This window comes from Stenotrophomonas sp. YJH_SMC_120 (assembly GCF_059368675.1).
In genome coordinates this window covers 67190-82537 of record NZ_JCAFRY010000012.1, presented here as the reverse complement: position 1 = coordinate 82537, position 15348 = coordinate 67190, and the positions used below count along the sequence as shown (strand labels likewise).

14 protein-coding genes are annotated in these 15348 nt (G+C 68.0%); 5 read left to right on the top strand and 9 right to left on the bottom strand.

What is annotated here, in order from left to right:
• The first annotated feature begins 69 nt into the window (after nucleotides 1–69).
• The gene (locus AC5P60_RS14640; protein ID WP_005411202.1) at nucleotides 70–846 is read left to right on the top strand and encodes an SDR family oxidoreductase; all 777 of its coding nucleotides are present in this window, start codon (nucleotides 70–72) and stop codon (nucleotides 844–846) included.
• 94 nt (nucleotides 847–940) lie between these two features.
• On the opposite strand, the gene AC5P60_RS14635 is transcribed toward AC5P60_RS14640, so the two are convergent.
• From AC5P60_RS14635 to AC5P60_RS14595, 9 genes are all read right to left on the bottom strand, one after another.
• Nucleotides 941–1687, bottom strand: a complete 747-nt coding sequence (locus AC5P60_RS14635; protein ID WP_033835253.1) for a hypothetical protein — start codon at nucleotides 1685–1687, stop codon at nucleotides 941–943.
• Nucleotides 1688–1709: 22 nt separating this feature from the next.
• Nucleotides 1710–2399, bottom strand: coding sequence for a DUF4124 domain-containing protein (locus tag AC5P60_RS14630; protein WP_033835252.1), 690 nt, complete (start codon nucleotides 2397–2399; stop codon nucleotides 1710–1712).
• 43 nt (nucleotides 2400–2442) lie between these two features.
• Nucleotides 2443–3033 carry an L-threonylcarbamoyladenylate synthase type 1 TsaC gene (gene tsaC / locus AC5P60_RS14625; protein ID WP_483693915.1) on the bottom strand — a complete coding sequence of 197 codons (591 nt, stop codon included), beginning with the start codon at nucleotides 3031–3033 and terminating at the stop codon, nucleotides 2443–2445.
• Nucleotides 3034–3162: 129 nt separating this feature from the next.
• On the bottom strand, nucleotides 3163–5649 hold the full coding sequence (locus tag AC5P60_RS14620; RefSeq protein ID WP_005414607.1) for a DNA topoisomerase I: 2487 nt from the start codon (nucleotides 5647–5649) through the stop codon (nucleotides 3163–3165).
• A 193-nt stretch (nucleotides 5650–5842) separates the two neighbouring features.
• Nucleotides 5843–6775, bottom strand: coding sequence for an RDD family protein (locus tag AC5P60_RS14615; protein WP_005411197.1), 933 nt, complete (start codon nucleotides 6773–6775; stop codon nucleotides 5843–5845).
• A gap of 49 nt (nucleotides 6776–6824) precedes the next feature.
• The gene (locus tag AC5P60_RS14610; protein ID WP_495201769.1) at nucleotides 6825–7583 is read right to left on the bottom strand and encodes a pilin; all 759 of its coding nucleotides are present in this window, start codon (nucleotides 7581–7583) and stop codon (nucleotides 6825–6827) included.
• A 39-nt stretch (nucleotides 7584–7622) separates the two neighbouring features.
• On the bottom strand, nucleotides 7623–8096 hold the full coding sequence (locus AC5P60_RS14605; RefSeq protein ID WP_005411195.1) for a DUF494 family protein: 474 nt from the start codon (nucleotides 8094–8096) through the stop codon (nucleotides 7623–7625).
• A 43-nt stretch (nucleotides 8097–8139) separates the two neighbouring features.
• Entirely contained in the window at nucleotides 8140–9267 is a 1128-nt protein-coding gene (dprA, locus tag AC5P60_RS14600; RefSeq protein ID WP_483693952.1) for a DNA-processing protein DprA, read from the bottom strand.
• Nucleotides 9268–9432: 165 nt separating this feature from the next.
• Complete coding sequence (locus tag AC5P60_RS14595; protein ID WP_483693951.1) at nucleotides 9433–10566, bottom strand: LysM peptidoglycan-binding domain-containing protein; 1134 nt, start codon at nucleotides 10564–10566, stop codon at nucleotides 9433–9435.
• A gap of 126 nt (nucleotides 10567–10692) precedes the next feature.
• On the opposite strand from AC5P60_RS14595, the gene def reads away from it, so the two are divergent.
• From def to AC5P60_RS14575, 4 genes are all read left to right on the top strand, one after another.
• Nucleotides 10693–11205, top strand: coding sequence for a peptide deformylase (gene def, locus AC5P60_RS14590; RefSeq protein WP_495201768.1), 513 nt, complete (start codon nucleotides 10693–10695; stop codon nucleotides 11203–11205).
• Between the two features lie 120 nt (nucleotides 11206–11325).
• Nucleotides 11326–12249, top strand: coding sequence for a methionyl-tRNA formyltransferase (fmt, locus tag AC5P60_RS14585; protein ID WP_033834010.1), 924 nt, complete (start codon nucleotides 11326–11328; stop codon nucleotides 12247–12249).
• 3 nt (nucleotides 12250–12252) lie between these two features.
• On the top strand, nucleotides 12253–13584 hold the full coding sequence (gene rsmB, locus AC5P60_RS14580; protein WP_483693950.1) for a 16S rRNA (cytosine(967)-C(5))-methyltransferase RsmB: 1332 nt from the start codon (nucleotides 12253–12255) through the stop codon (nucleotides 13582–13584).
• 24 nt (nucleotides 13585–13608) lie between these two features.
• Nucleotides 13609–15330: an ArnT family glycosyltransferase gene (locus AC5P60_RS14575; RefSeq protein WP_483693949.1), complete on the top strand. Its 1722-nt coding sequence runs from the start codon at nucleotides 13609–13611 to the stop codon at nucleotides 15328–15330.
• The last annotated feature ends 18 nt before the right edge of the window (nucleotides 15331–15348 follow it).

The following is a 15348-nucleotide window of genomic DNA, read 5'->3' as shown; positions in this document are numbered from 1 at the left end:
GGCAGAGGGCCGCCGTGAGCGCGTATCCTTGCCGCATCGAAATGCAGCGGGCGCGGCCCCGGAGGACACATGACCCAGCAACGGTGGCGCCTGGACGGGCAGACCGCCCTGATCACCGGTGCCAGCGCCGGTATCGGCCTGGCCATCGCACACGAACTGGCCGGCTTCGGCGCGGACCTGATGATCGTCGGGCGCGATATCGACATGCTGGAGACCGCGCGCGACGAGCTGCTGGATGTGTATCCGCAGATGCAGGTGCACGCGCTGGCCGCCGATGTCTCCGACGACGAGGACCGCCGGCAGATCCTGGACTGGGTAGAAGACCACAGTGATGGCCTGCACATCCTGGTCAACAACGCTGGCGGCAACGTCACCAAGGCGGCCACGGAGTATTCAGAGGACGAATGGCGGAAGATCTTCGAGACCAACCTGTTCTCGGCGTTCGAGCTGTCGCGCTACGCGCATCCGCTGCTGGCTCGCCACGCATCGTCGTCGATCGTCAACGTCGGCAGCGTGTCCGGCCTGACCCATGTGCGCAGCGGCGTGGTCTACGGCATGAGCAAGGCCGCGATGCACCAGATGACCCGCAACCTGGCCGTCGAGTGGGCCGAGGATGGCATCCGGGTCAATGCAGTGGCGCCGTGGTACATCCGCACGCGGCGGACCTCCGGTCCGTTGTCGGACCCGGATTACTACGAGGAAGTGATCAACCGCACGCCGATGCGTCGTATCGGCGAGCCGGAGGAAGTGGCCGCCGCGGTGGGCTTCCTCTGCCTGCCGGCAGCCAGCTATGTCACCGGTGAGTGCATCGCGGTGGATGGCGGCTTCCTGCGTTACGGGTTCTGATCTTTCAGCGGGTAGTGCCGGCCGCTGGCCGGCAACTGCAATCATCTGAAGATCCTGTGGTTGCCGGCCAGCGGCCGGCACTACCGGGTGGCGGTCACCCCGGTACCGGGCAGTTGCTGGCCTCCAACACCGCCTGCAGCCGCTCGCGTTCACCGCGCGCGGTATCGCGGTTTTCCGGTGCGGCGAAGCGTTCACGGCCGCGGGCATCACGGAAGCGCTGCTGCCAGCTGCCGCATCGCTGTGCTTCGGGAAGTTCCTCGCAGCGGTCGCGTACGACTTCGCAGCCGGCCGCGTTCATCGGCGTGACCCCGCCCAGGCCCTGCACCGTCATCGGTTCGCAGCGACCAGGTGATGCCTCGTACTCGTGCAGATAACCACCGCCCTGTCCGTCGGTGCACTGGAAGATCGGGGGAAGCGGCGGCTTCGGTGGACCGTTGCCTGCTTCGGCACGGGCATCGGCATCACGGCGCAGGGTCGCACTGTCGAGAATCTGGTTGGCACCTTCGCGTTCAACCATTCCCGCTTCCATGATGGTGCGTCCTTCGTCCGCGCGTCGTGGTTTCGCTGGGGCCGCAGGGGCAACGGCCGGTCCGGCCGGCACCGGCGCGGGTGTTTCGACGGGGGTGGGTGCAGGTTCCGCAGCCACAGGTGCAGCGGCAGCCGGCTGCGGGTTGGCCGGGCCGGGCACGCGCAGCACCTGCTGCTTGCTGCCGGTGGGGCACGGCGTGCGCTGCAGGGTAGGGACGTCACTACTGCTGGAGGTGCAGCGGTAGATCACGCCCTCTTCGGCCAACGCGCTTCCGGGCAGCAGCGCCAGAAGCAACCAGATCAGTCTGTTCATGCTCACAGCGTACAGGCTGCGCTCAACGCTGGCAGTCGCGTGACAGGCGCGCGTCGATGCCACGCTGTTCGTTGTTGATGGCGGTGCGCTCGCTCTGCAATGCGCTGTTGTAGCGACGGTCCAGTTCCCAGCGGCGGTCGCGCAGGCGCGCACAGACCTCCTGTGGCGGCAGCGCGTGGCAGCTGTCGCGCACCAGCACGCTGCCGGCCGGGGCCTGCACGCCTACGCCGACGGCGGGCGGCCGGTAACCGGCGCCCTCGCCGACGGGCGGACCGATCGGTGTGCCGATGGCCGGGCGCGGACCCGGGTACGATGGGCCCCGATGCCCGTGTGGCAGCCAGACGCTGGTCCACAACGGCACCCAACGCGGATTGCCCTCGTTGCTGTCGCTGGTATAGCGCTGGCCATCGTCGCGCACGCATTCGTACAGCGGCTGCGGCGGCTGGATGTAGACGTGGCGGACCTCGCGGTCACGCATCACCGGAGATTCGTCCGGCGGTGCGGGGGCCGCATCGCTGCGCACCACCTGCGGCGCTGGATCGCGCGGGCGCTGCAGGTCGCGGACTTCCTGGCGGCCGCTGTTGCAGGGCCTGTCCTGCAGGGCCACGCCGCCGTTGCTGGCGACGCAGCGGTAGACCCGCACGTCCTCGGCCGCCGGTGCCGTCGATGGCAGCAGCAGGCACAGGCCCAAAGCGGTGCGCAGCAGGTTCATGACGGCAGGGTGCGCGATTGTCCGGGGCAGCGCAATCGGCCGCTCAGGAGCGCAGCACGTTGCCGCTGAGCGCGTCGCGGATCGGGGTGGGCTGGGCCAGGCCGCCGGTTTCGCCATCCAGGATGCCATCAAGCAGGCGCAGCAGGCGGGGATCCAGTTCTTCGCGGCGGCGCGCCGGTGGTTCGCCGGCCAGGTTGGCGCTGGTGGAGACCAGCGGGCCTCCCCAGGCACGGCAGAGTTCGGCCACCAGCGGGTGGGCGCTGATGCGCACGGCGATGCCGCTGTGCTCCCCGGTGACCCACGGCTGGGCACGGGGTCCGGCCGGCAGGATCCAGGTGTTGGCGCCGGGCCAGCTGGCCAGCACCGCGCGCTGGCGTGCGTCCGGCAGGGCCTGCAGGCGCACCCAGCCTTCCAGCTGCGCCAGATCGGCCGCGACCAGAATCATGCCTTTTTCCATCGGGCGCTGTTTCAGTCGCAGCACCATGTGCACCGCCGCCTCGTGCGAAGGGTCACAGCCCAGGCCCCAGACCGCTTCGGTCGGGTAGGCGATCACGCCGCCCCCGCGGAGCGTGGCGACAGCAGAGTCCAGGGTGAGTTCTTTCATGGCGGCGACCGGCCCGGCGTGGGCCTTCATTATCCCCCTGCTGCGTGCAGAAGGGGTGGACCCTGGCACCCGGTAGTGCCGGCCGCTGGCCGGCATCTGATGCTTCTGGGGTTGCCGGCCAGCGGCCGGCACTGCCCCTCATCCACGCTTGGCGTGGATCTACTTCTTTGCGGCGGCCTTCTTCGCCGGGGCCTTCTTCGCGGCGGCCTTCTTTACTGCTTTCTTGGCCGCGGCCTTCTTGGCAGGCGCTTTCTTTGCAGCGGCCTTCTTCGGCGCCGCTTCCTTCTTCACTGCCGCCTTCTTGGCCGGGGCTTTCTTCGCGGCGGCCTTCTTGGCACCGAAGCCCTTGCGCACCGGCTTGCCGGTTTCTTCCATCAACTGCTGCACTTCAGCCAGGGTCAGCGACGCCGGTTCGCGATCCTTGGGGATCTTGCCGTTCATCCTGCCGTCGCTGATGTACGGGCCGAAGCGGCCGTTCAACACCTGGATGTCGCTGCCCTCGAACTCCTTGATGATCCGGTTGCGCGCGATCTCTTCCTTCTCTTCGATCAGGAACACGGCGCGCGCCAGGTCGATGGTGTACGGGTCGTCCTCCTTCTTCAGCGAGGCATAGGTGCTGCCGCGCTTGGCGAACGGGCCGAAGCGGCCGATGCCGACGCTGACCGGCTCGCCGTTGTCCTCGCCCAGTGCGCGCGGCATCAGGAACAGCTCCAGCGCGTCTTCCAGGGAAATGGTGTGCATCGACTGGCCAGGGCGCAGCGAAGCGAACTTCGGCTTCTCCTCGGCATCTTCGGCGGTGCTGCCGATGGCGGCATAAGGCCCGAAACGGCCCAACCGCACGCTGACCGGCTTGCCGGTCTTGGGGTCGGTGCCGAGCTCGCGCGCGCCACTGGCCTCCGCGCGGTCGACCGATTCCTTCTTGTCTTCGACCAGTTCCTTGAACGGTTCCCAGAAGCGCGACATCAGCGGGATCCAGTCTTCTTCGCCACGCGAGACGGCATCGAGCTCGTCTTCAAGCTTGGCGGTGAAGTCGTAATCCACGTACTGGGTGAAGTGGCTGGACAGGAACTTGGACACCGCGCGGCCCACATCGGACGGGCGGAAGCTGCGCCCTTCCATTTCCACGTACTTGCGGAACAACAGGGTCTGGATGATCGAGGCGTAGGTCGAGGGACGGCCGATGCCGTACTCTTCCAGCGCCTTCACCAGCGCCGCTTCGGTGTAGCGCGGCGGCGGCTGGGTGAAATGCTGTTCGGCCTGGATGCGTTCCAGCGGCACGCGGTCGCCGGGCTTCATCGCCGGCAGCTTGCGGCCTTCGTCCTCGTCCTCGGCACTCTTGTTGTCCTTGCCTTCCTCGTACACGGCCAGGAAGCCGGGCACGACCACGGTGGTGCCGCTGGCACGGAACACGTGTTCGCTGCCGGCCGACAGGTCGACGCTGACCGTGTTGAGCGTGGCCGGAATCATCTGGCAGGCCACTGCACGCTTCCAGATCAGCTCGTACAGGCGGCGCTCGTCGTCGGTGAGGAAGCGTGCGACCTGGGCCGGGGTGCGCAGGGCCGAGGTCGGGCGTACCGCTTCGTGCGCTTCCTGGGCGTTCTTCGACTTGGTCTGGTAGGTGTTGGGCTGGTCGGGCAGCGAGGCGATGCCGTAGTCACGGGCGATCACGTCGCGGATCTCGGCCAGCGCATCCTGCGACAGGTTCACCGAGTCGGTACGCATATACGAGATCAGGCCGACGGTGCCTTCGTCACCAATCGCCACGCCTTCATACAGCTTCTGCGCCACCTGCATGGTCTTGCGGGTGGTGAAGCCGAGCTTGCGCGAGGCTTCCTGCTGCAGGGTGGAGGTGGTGAACGGCGGCGCCGGGCGGCGCTTGCGCTCCTTGCTGGCCACGTCGGTGACGTGCAGCGAGCCCTGCGCGGCCTGCTGGATGCGCATCCGCGCCGCTTCAGCGGTGTCGCCATCGGTGATGGTGAACTGCTCGAACTTCTGCCCGTCCAGCTTGATCAGCTTGGCGTTGAAGTGCTGCGACGGGTGCGCGCACTCGGCGGCGATCGACCAGTACTCGCGGGCGATGAAGGCTTCGATCTCTTCCTCGCGCTCGACGATCATGCGCAGCGCCGGGCTCTGCACGCGGCCGGCGGACAGGCCGCGCTGGACCTTGCGCCACAGCACCGGCGACAGGTTGAACCCGACCAGGTAATCCAGCGCGCGGCGCGCCTGCTGGGCATCGACCAGGTCGCTGGCGATCGCGCGCGGCTGGCTGATGGCTTCCTTGATGGCGCGCGGGGTGATCTCGGTGAACACCACGCGCTGCATCGGCTTGTCCTTGACCAGCCCGCGTTCCTTCAGGATCTCGGCGATATGCCAGCTGATCGCTTCACCCTCGCGATCCGGGTCGGTCGCCAGCAGGATGTCGTCGGCGCCCTTGGCGGCCTTGGCGATCGCATCGACGTGCTTCTCGTTCTTGTCGATCACGTCATAGTGCATGGCGAACCCGTTGTCCGGGTCGACCGCGCCTTCCTTCGGAATCAGGTCACGCACATGCCCATACGAGGCCAGGACGGTGTAGTCCTTGCCGAGGTATTTGTTGATCGTCTTGGCCTTGGCCGGCGATTCGACGATGAGCAGGTGCTTGGGCATGGCAGCAGGGTCTGTGGGGCGAACCGTGGGGAAGGGGCCGCTAGGGTGGAGCAAATGGCCGCATTAGTGAAGCGGCCACGCGCAAATCCATAAACTGAACGCCCGGTAATGTGCCGGGCGTTCAGGTTTCACCTTATTAGAGGAATCACGCCCGGCCAGCCCGTGTCAAGCAGCCAGCCGTGAGGATGGCCGTTCAGGAGGCCATCTTGGCGATGAAGCCGACCGCGAACACCAGCAGCGCCAGGCCCACCAGCGACAGTACTGCGGTCAACACCAGTACCAGCACGGTGACGGTGCCCAGCTCGCGGCGCTGCAGGTGGGGCTGGTCGGTGTAGGCCCAGCGGTCGACCACCAGAGTGTCGCAGATCATGTCGTGCAGGCCCTGCTTGCGCTCGGTGAAGGCCGCCATCAGGAAGCCGATGCCGAGGGTGAAGCTGCTCAGCAGCATGGCCCAGTAACGACCGAACGCGCGGGCCTTGGTCAGGCGCTCGCCGTTGCCGCGAACGACCTTGATGCCGACCGCCATCTTGCCCAGCGTGGCGCCGCCCTTCGAGGCATGGAACCAGGTGTAGTACGCCATGCCGATGCAGAGGTTGATCAGGGCACTGGCCAGCTGGGCCACGATCTCGATGGCCGATTCGCCACTGCCCACCGCGCCCATGCTGGCGCCCAGGATCGCACCGAGGATGGCCCCGATGATGCTGCCGGGGATGACCAGCACGAAGTAGTCGATCATGTAGGCCGCCACGCGCTTCCAGAAGCCTGCGTAGACCACTTCACCGCCAACCACAGGCTGTGCGTGGCCACCGCTGCCGACGGCGGCTGGAGCGCTGTATGGCGAGCTGCTGAGCGCGCCGGTGCCGGGCAGCGGTGCGGTGCCGCTGTCGATGGCGGCATAGTCGCTGCGCAGGTCGAACCCGCCGCTGCTGGTGGCCGTACTGGCATCGGCCAGCGTCTGCAGGCCGAGCTCGTCGACCACCTGGCGCAGTGCAGCCCACTGGGCCATGCCCTCGCGCCAGACCAGGGTGTCCAGGTTCAACTGGCCGCGCTGGAAGCGCTGGCGGATCTCCTGGACCGGCAGCGGGCCCTGGCGTTGCTGTCCTTCGGCGTAGTACCACTCAGTCATTGCATGTTCCCTGTTGAATCATCCTTGGAGGTGCTGGCGTGCGCGTGGCTCAGCCGCGGCACGTCGGCGGCAGGTACTTGTCGTTGCTTTCGCCACTGCATTCCCAGCGGCCGCTGTCGCGATCGTATTCCAGCCACAGCAGGTCGCCGTCGATGCCCTTGCCTGGTACCGCCAGCGTTGCTTCGATACCGCAGTGACCGTTGTTGAAGCGGCCGATGTTCACCGCCGACAGGCCCGCGTTGGCGAAGTCGCCCGGGACCGGGAAGCCGGCGTCATTGGCACCCGGGCAGCGGCCTTCGTCATCGGCGAAATGCTGCACCTGGTCCTTCAGCGGCTGCAGCGCGGCCACGGCGCCGGCGACTTTGCTGCGCACGGTGTAGTCGTTGTAGGCCGGCAGCGCGATGGCGGCCAGGATGGCCACGATCGGGACCAGTACCAGCAACAGGGCACCACCGATGATGGCGGTCAGCGCACAGCCGGACAGCTTCTTTTTCGGTGCCGGCAGGACGGTGGCCGATGCACTGGCGGCGTAGGGCGTGGACGCCGGCAGTACCGGCGGCTGCGGCGGAGGCGGTGCGACGGGTTCCGGTTCCGGTTCGGGTTCGACCGGCGGTACGGCGGCGTCCAGCGCCGGCACGATCAGGCCGAGTTCGTCCACGACGGTGCGCAACGGCTGCCATTGCGGCAGTCCGTCGCGCCACACCAGGGTGTCCAGGGTGATCTGGTTGTTGCGGAACAGCTCGACCAATTGTTCCGCCGGCAGCGGACCTTGCTGCCGGTTGCCTTCTGCATGGAACCACTCGCTCACGGGGACGCTCCTGAATGCGCTATGCCCCCAAGTGTACGGTCAGTGCAGGGGTTCTGGCTCGTCCATGAACATCTGCGTCTCCATCCAGGCATAGGCCGCTTCGGAGCCAGGCTGGTTGAACAGCACCATCAGTACGACCCATTTCAGGTCGTCCAGGTCCAGTTCGTCCTGGTCCAGGGCCATCGCCCGGTCCAGCACCAGTTCGCGCTGGTCGGCGTCGAGGATGCCGTGCTGTTCCAGGTACAGCAGGAAGCCGCGGCATTCCACGTCCAGCTTGTCCAGCTCGGGGCCGTGGTAGACGCGCACGGGGCCGTCGACCCGTGCCTGGGCCACGCTCGGCCGCTGCGCGGCCAGGGCGTCGAGCCAGTCGAACGCCTTGTTGATCTCGGTTGGGCTGAAACCGGCCTGGATCAGGCCGTTCTGGAGCGAATCGCGGTCACGGATCAGGTCCGCGTCTTCGCTGAAATAGTGTTCAAACAGGTACAGCAGTACGTCCAGGATGCTCTCTTTCATTGCCCCTCGGCCTGCGTCGCGCGACGCTGTGGAGGTGAAGAAACTAGGGAGTTCGACAGTAGCGGCCGTGTACGCACACCACGATTCCCGCCAGTTCCATGGCCAGCAGCATGGAGGACACCTGGGGCGCCGTCAATCCACAGCGTGTGATCAGTGAATCCATACTGCTTGGGTCGTGGTCCAGGGCCCGCCACAAGCACTGGTAGTCAGGGTCGTCGGCCCAGCGCGCCGGCAGGAGCGCCAGCGGTGCCTGTTCAGTGGGGGTGCCCAGCCGTGATTGCAAGCCCGGCAGCTGCTGGCGAAGGGCAGGGGCCAGCAGTTCCAGCACTTCCTCGGGGCGCTCGACCAGTGCGGCCCCTTCACGGATCAGCCGGTGGCAGCCCGCTGCGCGTGGGTTGAGTACCGAGCCAGGCAGGGCACAGACTTCACGGCCCGCCTCGGCAGCCAGCCGTGCGGTGATCAGGGCGCCGGAGCGTTGCGCGGCCTCGACCACCACCGTCGCCAGCGCCAGCCCGGCCACCAGGCGGTTGCGCGCGGGGAAGTGGCCCGGGCGTGCCGGTGTGCCGGGCAGGTACTCGCTGAGCACCGCGCCCTCGGCGGCGATCCGCCCCTGCAACCGTTGGTGGCTGTTCGGATAGGCCCGATCAGGGCCGGTTCCGATCACCGCCACGGTGCAGCCGCCTGCCTCCAGTGTGGCCAGGTGGGCGGCCGCGTCGATGCCGGCCGCCAGGCCACTGGTTACGGCCAGTCCGGCCTCGACGAAGCAGCCGGCAAAGCGCGCGGCCAGCGCGCGTCCTCCCGGGGTTGGCGAGCGGCTGCCGACCAGCGCCACCGAGGGGCGCCAGGCCAGGCTCGGATCGCCCGCCACGAACAGCGCCAGTGGCGGGTTCGGGACGTCCAGCAGGGGCGGCGGAAAGGCCGCATCGGCGAAGGACAGCAGATGGTGGTCGTCGTCTTCCAGCCAGTGCCGTGCCACGGTCCAGGCGCGGGCGTCGGGGTGTTCCAGTGCAGCGCACTGCTCTGGCGTGCAACCGTGCGCGCGCCAGTTCGCGGCGCCCTGCGCGATCGCGGTCTCCGCGCTGCCCGCGGCCTGCAGCAGGGTCCGCCGTGGCGCCAGCGCGCCGCCTGCCATCACCAGGCGCAGCAGCGCCTCATCAGCTTGCTTGGTCATTCCCCACTATCGAGCGCATGCAACAAAGGCGCCCTAGGGCGCCTTCGCATGTGGCTGTCAGACTTTGCCGGAGACCGCCCCTGTAGAGTCGACTGTCAGTCGACTACCGCGCGCAGCGCGGGCGCTTTCGGGGGGCGGTGAAGAGCAGTCGACCAACAGTCGACTCTACCGCGCGTCCGGGTGCAACGCGTTGTACCCCACGCGCACCGGCTTCACGCCCTGCATCACCAGCGCGTAGCTGACATTGTCGAAGGTGCGGAACACCATGGCATGCGCCGCGTACTCGTCCGGCAGCGAGACCCGGCCGGCGCCGGTGCTGAGCGAATCGTCCGTGCGCGACGAGTCCGGGTACTTCATGCGGTGCGCCACATGGCGGCCCGGGCGCCACAGCGAGAACACGGTTCCATTGTCCACGCCCTGCGTGCGACCAGCCGAAATCGCGATCACGTCGCGGGGGCCGCCGGCGGTGAACATGTCGGTGACGGCCAGCACGCGTACGTCGACGCCCTCGACGCCTGCGGCGGGGACATGGGGCACGAACTGCAGGTCGTACGGCCTGGCCTCGATGGGCACCAGGCGGTCGCCGGCACGCACCTCGCGGCCGCCTTCGTTCTTGTCCAGCACCAGGGTGGACGCCTCGACCTTGCCTCCGGCGACATGGGTGATGGTGCCGGTGGCGACCTGGGCCAGCTCATAGCCGAGCACGCCGCGGCGGTGGTTGGGGGCGCTGTAGGCGCGCCACAGGTTGCCGCTGCCCGGGGTGACGTCGCCGTTGGCGGTCAGGTCCTCGGTCGGCTTGGGCTGGGCGTAGCGCACGGTCGGGCGGACGACCGCCCAGCGCTGGCCCACCTGGGCGTCGGCCAGGCGCACATAGACGGCGTGGCCGCTGGTGGCGCGCAGGCGTTCCTCTTCCAGGCCGGCCACGTAGGGCAGCTGCTCGATGCTGTCGACTACGCTCAGCTGCTTCAGGAACGGCTCGACCTGGGCCAGCGGAATGGCGTCGATCGGGGCCTCCTCGCGCGGGCCGGGCCGGGCCGCCACGGTCACCCGGTCCAGGTAGGCCAGGCTCAGGACGTCACCGGGATAGATCAGGTGCGGATTGGCGATCTGCGGATTGGCCTGCCAGATCTCCGGCCACAGCCACGGCTTCTGCAGGAAACGTGCGGCGATATCCCACAACGTATCCCCTTTTCGGACCACATAGGTGTCCGGGTGCCCGCCATTCACTTCCACGGCGGTAGCATAGGCAGCCACGGTCAGCATCGCCGCGGCGACGACCGTACGAAAACGAAGCAACATAGGTGTGAAGCCCTGATTCCCCAACAGGTCCGCGCACTATAGTCCAGAAACCGGGGCGCAAGGCAAGCGTTGGAGCTAGAATCTGCGACGTATGCCGGCGTGCCGGCCCCCTATCCGGAAACAGCCATGGCCCTTCTCCCCATTCTCGAGTTCCCCGATCCGCGCCTGCGTACCAAGGCCGCGTTGATCGAAGCTGCCGAAGTCACCACGCCGGCCTTCCAGGAACTGATCGACAACATGTTCCTGACCATGTACGACGCCCCGGGCATCGGCCTGGCCGCCACCCAGGTGGACGTGCACAAGCGCTTCATGGTCATCGACGTCAGCGAAGAAAAGAATGAACCGCATGTGTTCATCAATCCGGAAATCGTCGCCAAGGACGGGGGCCGGGTGTACCAGGAGGTCTGCCTGTCGGTTCCGGGCATCTTCCCCGACGTGACCCGTGCCGACACCATCACCGTGAAGTACCTGGATCGCAACGGCCAGGAACAGCAGATGGAGGCTGGTGACGTGCTGGCCACCTGCATCCAGCACGAGATGGATCACCTGGACGGCAAGCTGTTCATCGACTATCTGTCGCCGCTCAAGCGCGAGATGGTGCGCAAGAAGCTGGCCAAGCAGCGCAAGCACGTGGCGTGATCGCCAATCCGGGCCACCCTTCGGGTGGCCCGTGCCTGCGCGGCTCGCGCGGGCTCTACGGCGCCGGCCGACGGCGCCGTTTTCTTTCCTGCACGAATCCATCCTGCAAGTGGGGTAGCCATGAGGATTGTCTTTGCCGGTACGCCGGAATTCGCGGTGTCGTCGCTGCGCGCGGCTGCGCGCCACCATGAGGTCGTGGCCGTCTATACCCAACCTGATCGCCCGGCCGGCCGAGGCCGTGGCCTGGCGCCTTCGCCGGTCAAGCTCGAAGCCGTGGCCCGTGGCATTCCGGTCTACCAGCCGGAGTCGCTGAAGGACGCGGTCGCCCAGCAGCAGTTGCGCGACCTGCAGCCGGACCTGATGGTGGTGGTGGCCTATGGCCTGATCCTGCCCAAGGCAGTACTGGCCATCCCGACCCATGGTTGCTGGAACGTGCATGCCTCGCTGCTGCCGCGCTGGCGCGGCGCTGCGCCGATCCAGCGTGCGATCCAGGCTGGTGACGCGAAGACCGGGGTGTGCCTGATGCAGATGGAGGCTGGCCTGGATACCGGCCCGGTGCTGCTGCACCAGGAGCTGCCGATCGCCGCTATCGATACCGGTGGCCAGCTGCACGACAAGCTGGCCGAGCTTGGTGCCCAGGTGTTGTCCGATGGCCTGGGCCTGCTGCGCGCGGGCATCAAGCCGATCGCGCGACCGCAGCCGGAACAGGGCGTGACGTACGCGCACAAGCTGGAGAAGGCCGAAGCCAGGCTGGACTGGGCGCAGGACGCCGACGCGCTGGCGCGTACCGTGCGCGCGTTCAATCCGTGGCCGATCGCCGAGGCAACGCTGGCTGGCGAACGCGTGCGCATCCATGGCGCGGTGGCGCTGGAGGCAGACCACGGTCAGGTGCCGGGCACCGTGCTGGCCGCCGGCCGCGACGGCATCGACATTGCCTGTGGCCAAGGCGCGCTGCGCCTGCGCGTGCTGCAGCGTGAAGGCGGCAAGGCGATCACCGCTGCCGATTACCTCAACGCTCGCCGCGACCTGCGCGTGGGGGCATAAGCGGTGTCCAAGCAGAACGATTTCTCCGTCGCCAAGGCGGCACCGGGCGCGGCCACGCGCATGCTGGCCGCACGCGTGCTGGCACAGGTGTTCACCCGTGGCCGTTCGCTGAAGGCCGAACTGGCCTGGGCACTGCCGAAGCTGGCCGACAGCCGCGACCGCGCGCTGCTGGAAGCCCTGTGTTTCGCTGTGCTGCGCCGTCGCAGCACCTATGACGCGGCCTTGCAGGCCTGGATGCAGAAGCCGCTGTCGGCGCGCGATGCCGACCTGCGCACGCTGCTGATGGTCGGTTTCGCCCAGCTGGACGTGCTCGAACTGCCTGCGCACGCAGCGCTTTCGGCTACGGTCGATGCGGCGCGCGCGCTGGGCCGTGAGCGCCAGGCAGGCCTGGTCAACGCGATCCTGCGCCGCGCCCAGCGCGAGGGGTTCCCCGAGCAGCCTGCGCGCGACGCTTTCCCGGAATGGTTGGCTGATGCGATCGAACGCGACTGGCCGGCGCAGGCCGAAGCGATCTTCAGCGCCAGCCTGCAACCCGCGCCCTTGTGGCTGCGTGCCAACCGCCAGCACGGCGGTCGCGACAAGGCCCTGGCGACGCTGGCCGAGGCCGGCATTGCCGCTGAAGCCACTGCACTGTGCGCCGATGCGTTGCGCCTGGCGACCCCCGTTGCCGTGAACCAGCTGCCGGGCTTCGGCGATGGTGCACTGTCGGTGCAGGACCTGTCGGCGCAATGCGCGGCCGATGCGCTGGCACCCGCGACCGGTGCCCGCGTGCTGGATGCCTGCGCGGCACCCGGCGGCAAATCGGCGCATCTGCTGGAGCGTGACCCGAGCCTGCGCCTGCTGGCGCTGGATATCGACGCGCGCCGTCTGGCCCGTGCACGTGACACTTACACCCGCACCGGTGTGGGCGAGCATGCGCAGACCCTGGTCGCCGATGCCAGCGATCCCGGTTCGTGGTGGGACGGCGTGCCGTTCGACGCGATCCTGCTGGATGCGCCATGTTCGGCCACGGGCGTGATCCGCCGCCAGCCGGATGTGATGTTCCACCGTCGCGCCGAGGACATCGATGCACTGGTGGGCGTGCAGGCGCGCCTGCTGGAAGCCTGCTGGTCGATGCTGCGCCCCGGCGGCGTGCTGCTGTACGCCACCTGCTCGATCCTGCGCGCCGAGAACATCGATCAGGTGCGTGCGTTCCTGAAGTGGCACCCGGACGCGGTGGCGCAGCCGCTGGGCGATGCGTTCGGCGTGGATTGCGAAGGCGTGGCACGCCAGCGACTGCCTGGTGACAACGATGCTGACGGTTTCTTCTACGCGCGTCTGATAAAAGCAGCCTGACCCCCCGCTGCCGTTTCGAGTCCCATGCTGAAGACCCACGCGTCGCGCCAGACGTGGTTGTTCGTGGTGGTGGCCCTGCTGGTGCTGGGGGCCGGGCTCGGTCTCCGCGATCCGTGGCCCTCTGACGAACCACGCTTCGCGCTGGTGGCCAGGCAGATGGTCGACAGCGGTTACTGGTTGTTCCCGCATCGCGGTACCGAGCTGTATTCGGACAAGCCGCCGATGCTGATGTGGTGGCAGGCCTCGCTGTATGGCCTGGTTGGCCACTGGCGGGTGGCCTTCCTGCTGCCCTCGCTGCTGGCCGCATTGGGCACGCTGTGGTGCGTGGTCGATCTGGGGCGCCGGCTGTGGACGCGGCAGGTCGGGCTCTGCGCGGGGTGGGCACTGCTGTTCGCGCTGCAGTTCACCTTCCAGGCGAAAAAGGCGCAGATCGATCCGCTGCTGGTGCTGTTCATCACCCTGGCCAACTATGGCCTGCTGCGCCACCTGCTGCTGGGCCCGGCCTGGCGCTGGTGGTGGCTGGGCTGGTTCTTTGCCGGTATCGGGGTGATCACCAAGGGCGTGGGCATGCTGGCGCTGCTGATGATCGTGCCGGCGGCCATCGCAGCAGCCCTGCAGTGGCCCCGTGTTTCCCTGCACGCGCGCGATGGCCGCTTCTGGCTGGCACCGCTGGCCTTCCTGCTGGCGATATCGCTGTGGCTGGCGCCGATGCTGCTGGCCGCGCTGGGCACCGGATCGGACGAGTACCGCGGCTACATCAACGACATCCTGGTGCGGCAGACGGCCCGCCGCTACACGCAGTCCTGGGACCATCACCAGCCGTGGTGGTACTTCTTCGGTGTCATGCCAACGATGTGGATACCCGCGTTCCTGGCGCTGCCATGGGCGATCCCGGCGTGGCGGCGGCGCCTGTGCCGCCGCGATCCACGCTACCTGCTGCCGCTGGCGTGGTGGTTGCTGGTCGTGCTGTTCTTCTCGATTCCCCAGGGCAAGCGTGATGTCTACATCCTGCCGGCGCTGCCGATGTTCTGCCTGGCGCTGGCGCCGCTGCTGCCCGGGCTGCTGAAGCGGCGCGATGTGCAGCGCGTGCTGGGAGGGTTTGCCGCGTTGCTGGCACTGGGCTTGAGCCTGGTCGGGGCGCTCGCGTTGCTGGGTGATCCGCGCTTCGAGGTGAACCTTGCCCATGGACGCGGATTGCCGCCCGGCGCGACCGATGCACTGGCGTGGACGATCTTGGCGATGGGGCTCTGGGGTGGCTTGAGCCTGGTGGTGACCGGCTGGCGTCGAAGCCACCTGGCGCTGCTATCGACCCTGGCCGTGGCCTGGGTGCTCTACGGCCTGCTCGGCTACCCGTTGCTGAATGATTCAAGCTCCGCGCGTGGTCTGATGCGTGACGTCGGCACGCGTCTCGGGCCAGGCGCGGAACTGGGGCTGGTGGCCTGGAAGGAACAGAATCTGCTGATGGCGGACCGCCGCGCGGCGACCTTTGGATTCGAGAACCGCTGGCATGAACAGCTGCAGGCGGCCGTGCGCTGGCAGCGGCTGGTTCCGCAGCACCGCTGGCTGCTGGTGAACGAAGATGCGATGCAGGCCTGCATTGACCGTGCGCAGGCCGAAATGGCGGGCATTTCCAATCGTCGCCGCTGGTGGCTGGTGCCTGCCGACGCGGTCGCCGGCACCTGCCGGCCGTCGGCGGCGGAACTCGAGCACGAGCGCCGCCTGCAGGGGCCCGGCCTTACCGATTGAGCGTTCGGGCAATGTGGC

Excerpts from the sequence above, each read along its gene's own strand:
- AC5P60_RS14640 (WP_005411202.1), top strand. The coding sequence starts at position 70 with ATGACCCAGCAACGGTGGCGCCTGGACGGGCAGACCGCCCTGATCACC.
- AC5P60_RS14635 (WP_033835253.1), bottom strand. The coding sequence starts at position 1,687 with ATGAACAGACTGATCTGGTTGCTTCTGGCGCTGCTGCCCGGAAGCGCG.
- AC5P60_RS14630 (WP_033835252.1), bottom strand. The coding sequence starts at position 2,399 with ATGAACCTGCTGCGCACCGCTTTGGGCCTGTGCCTGCTGCTGCCATCG.
- tsaC (WP_483693915.1), bottom strand. The coding sequence starts at position 3,033 with ATGAAGGCCCACGCCGGGCCGGTCGCCGCCATGAAAGAACTCACCCTG.
- AC5P60_RS14620 (WP_005414607.1), bottom strand. The coding sequence starts at position 5,649 with ATGCCCAAGCACCTGCTCATCGTCGAATCGCCGGCCAAGGCCAAGACG.
- AC5P60_RS14615 (WP_005411197.1), bottom strand. The coding sequence starts at position 6,775 with ATGACTGAGTGGTACTACGCCGAAGGACAGCAACGCCAGGGCCCGCTG.
- AC5P60_RS14605 (WP_005411195.1), bottom strand. The coding sequence starts at position 8,096 with ATGAAAGAGAGCATCCTGGACGTACTGCTGTACCTGTTTGAACACTAT.
- dprA (WP_483693952.1), bottom strand. The coding sequence starts at position 9,267 with ATGACCAAGCAAGCTGATGAGGCGCTGCTGCGCCTGGTGATGGCAGGC.
- AC5P60_RS14595 (WP_483693951.1), bottom strand. The coding sequence starts at position 10,566 with ATGTTGCTTCGTTTTCGTACGGTCGTCGCCGCGGCGATGCTGACCGTG.
- def (WP_495201768.1), top strand. The coding sequence starts at position 10,693 with ATGGCCCTTCTCCCCATTCTCGAGTTCCCCGATCCGCGCCTGCGTACC.
- fmt (WP_033834010.1), top strand. The coding sequence starts at position 11,326 with ATGAGGATTGTCTTTGCCGGTACGCCGGAATTCGCGGTGTCGTCGCTG.
- AC5P60_RS14575 (WP_483693949.1), top strand. The coding sequence starts at position 13,609 with ATGCTGAAGACCCACGCGTCGCGCCAGACGTGGTTGTTCGTGGTGGTG.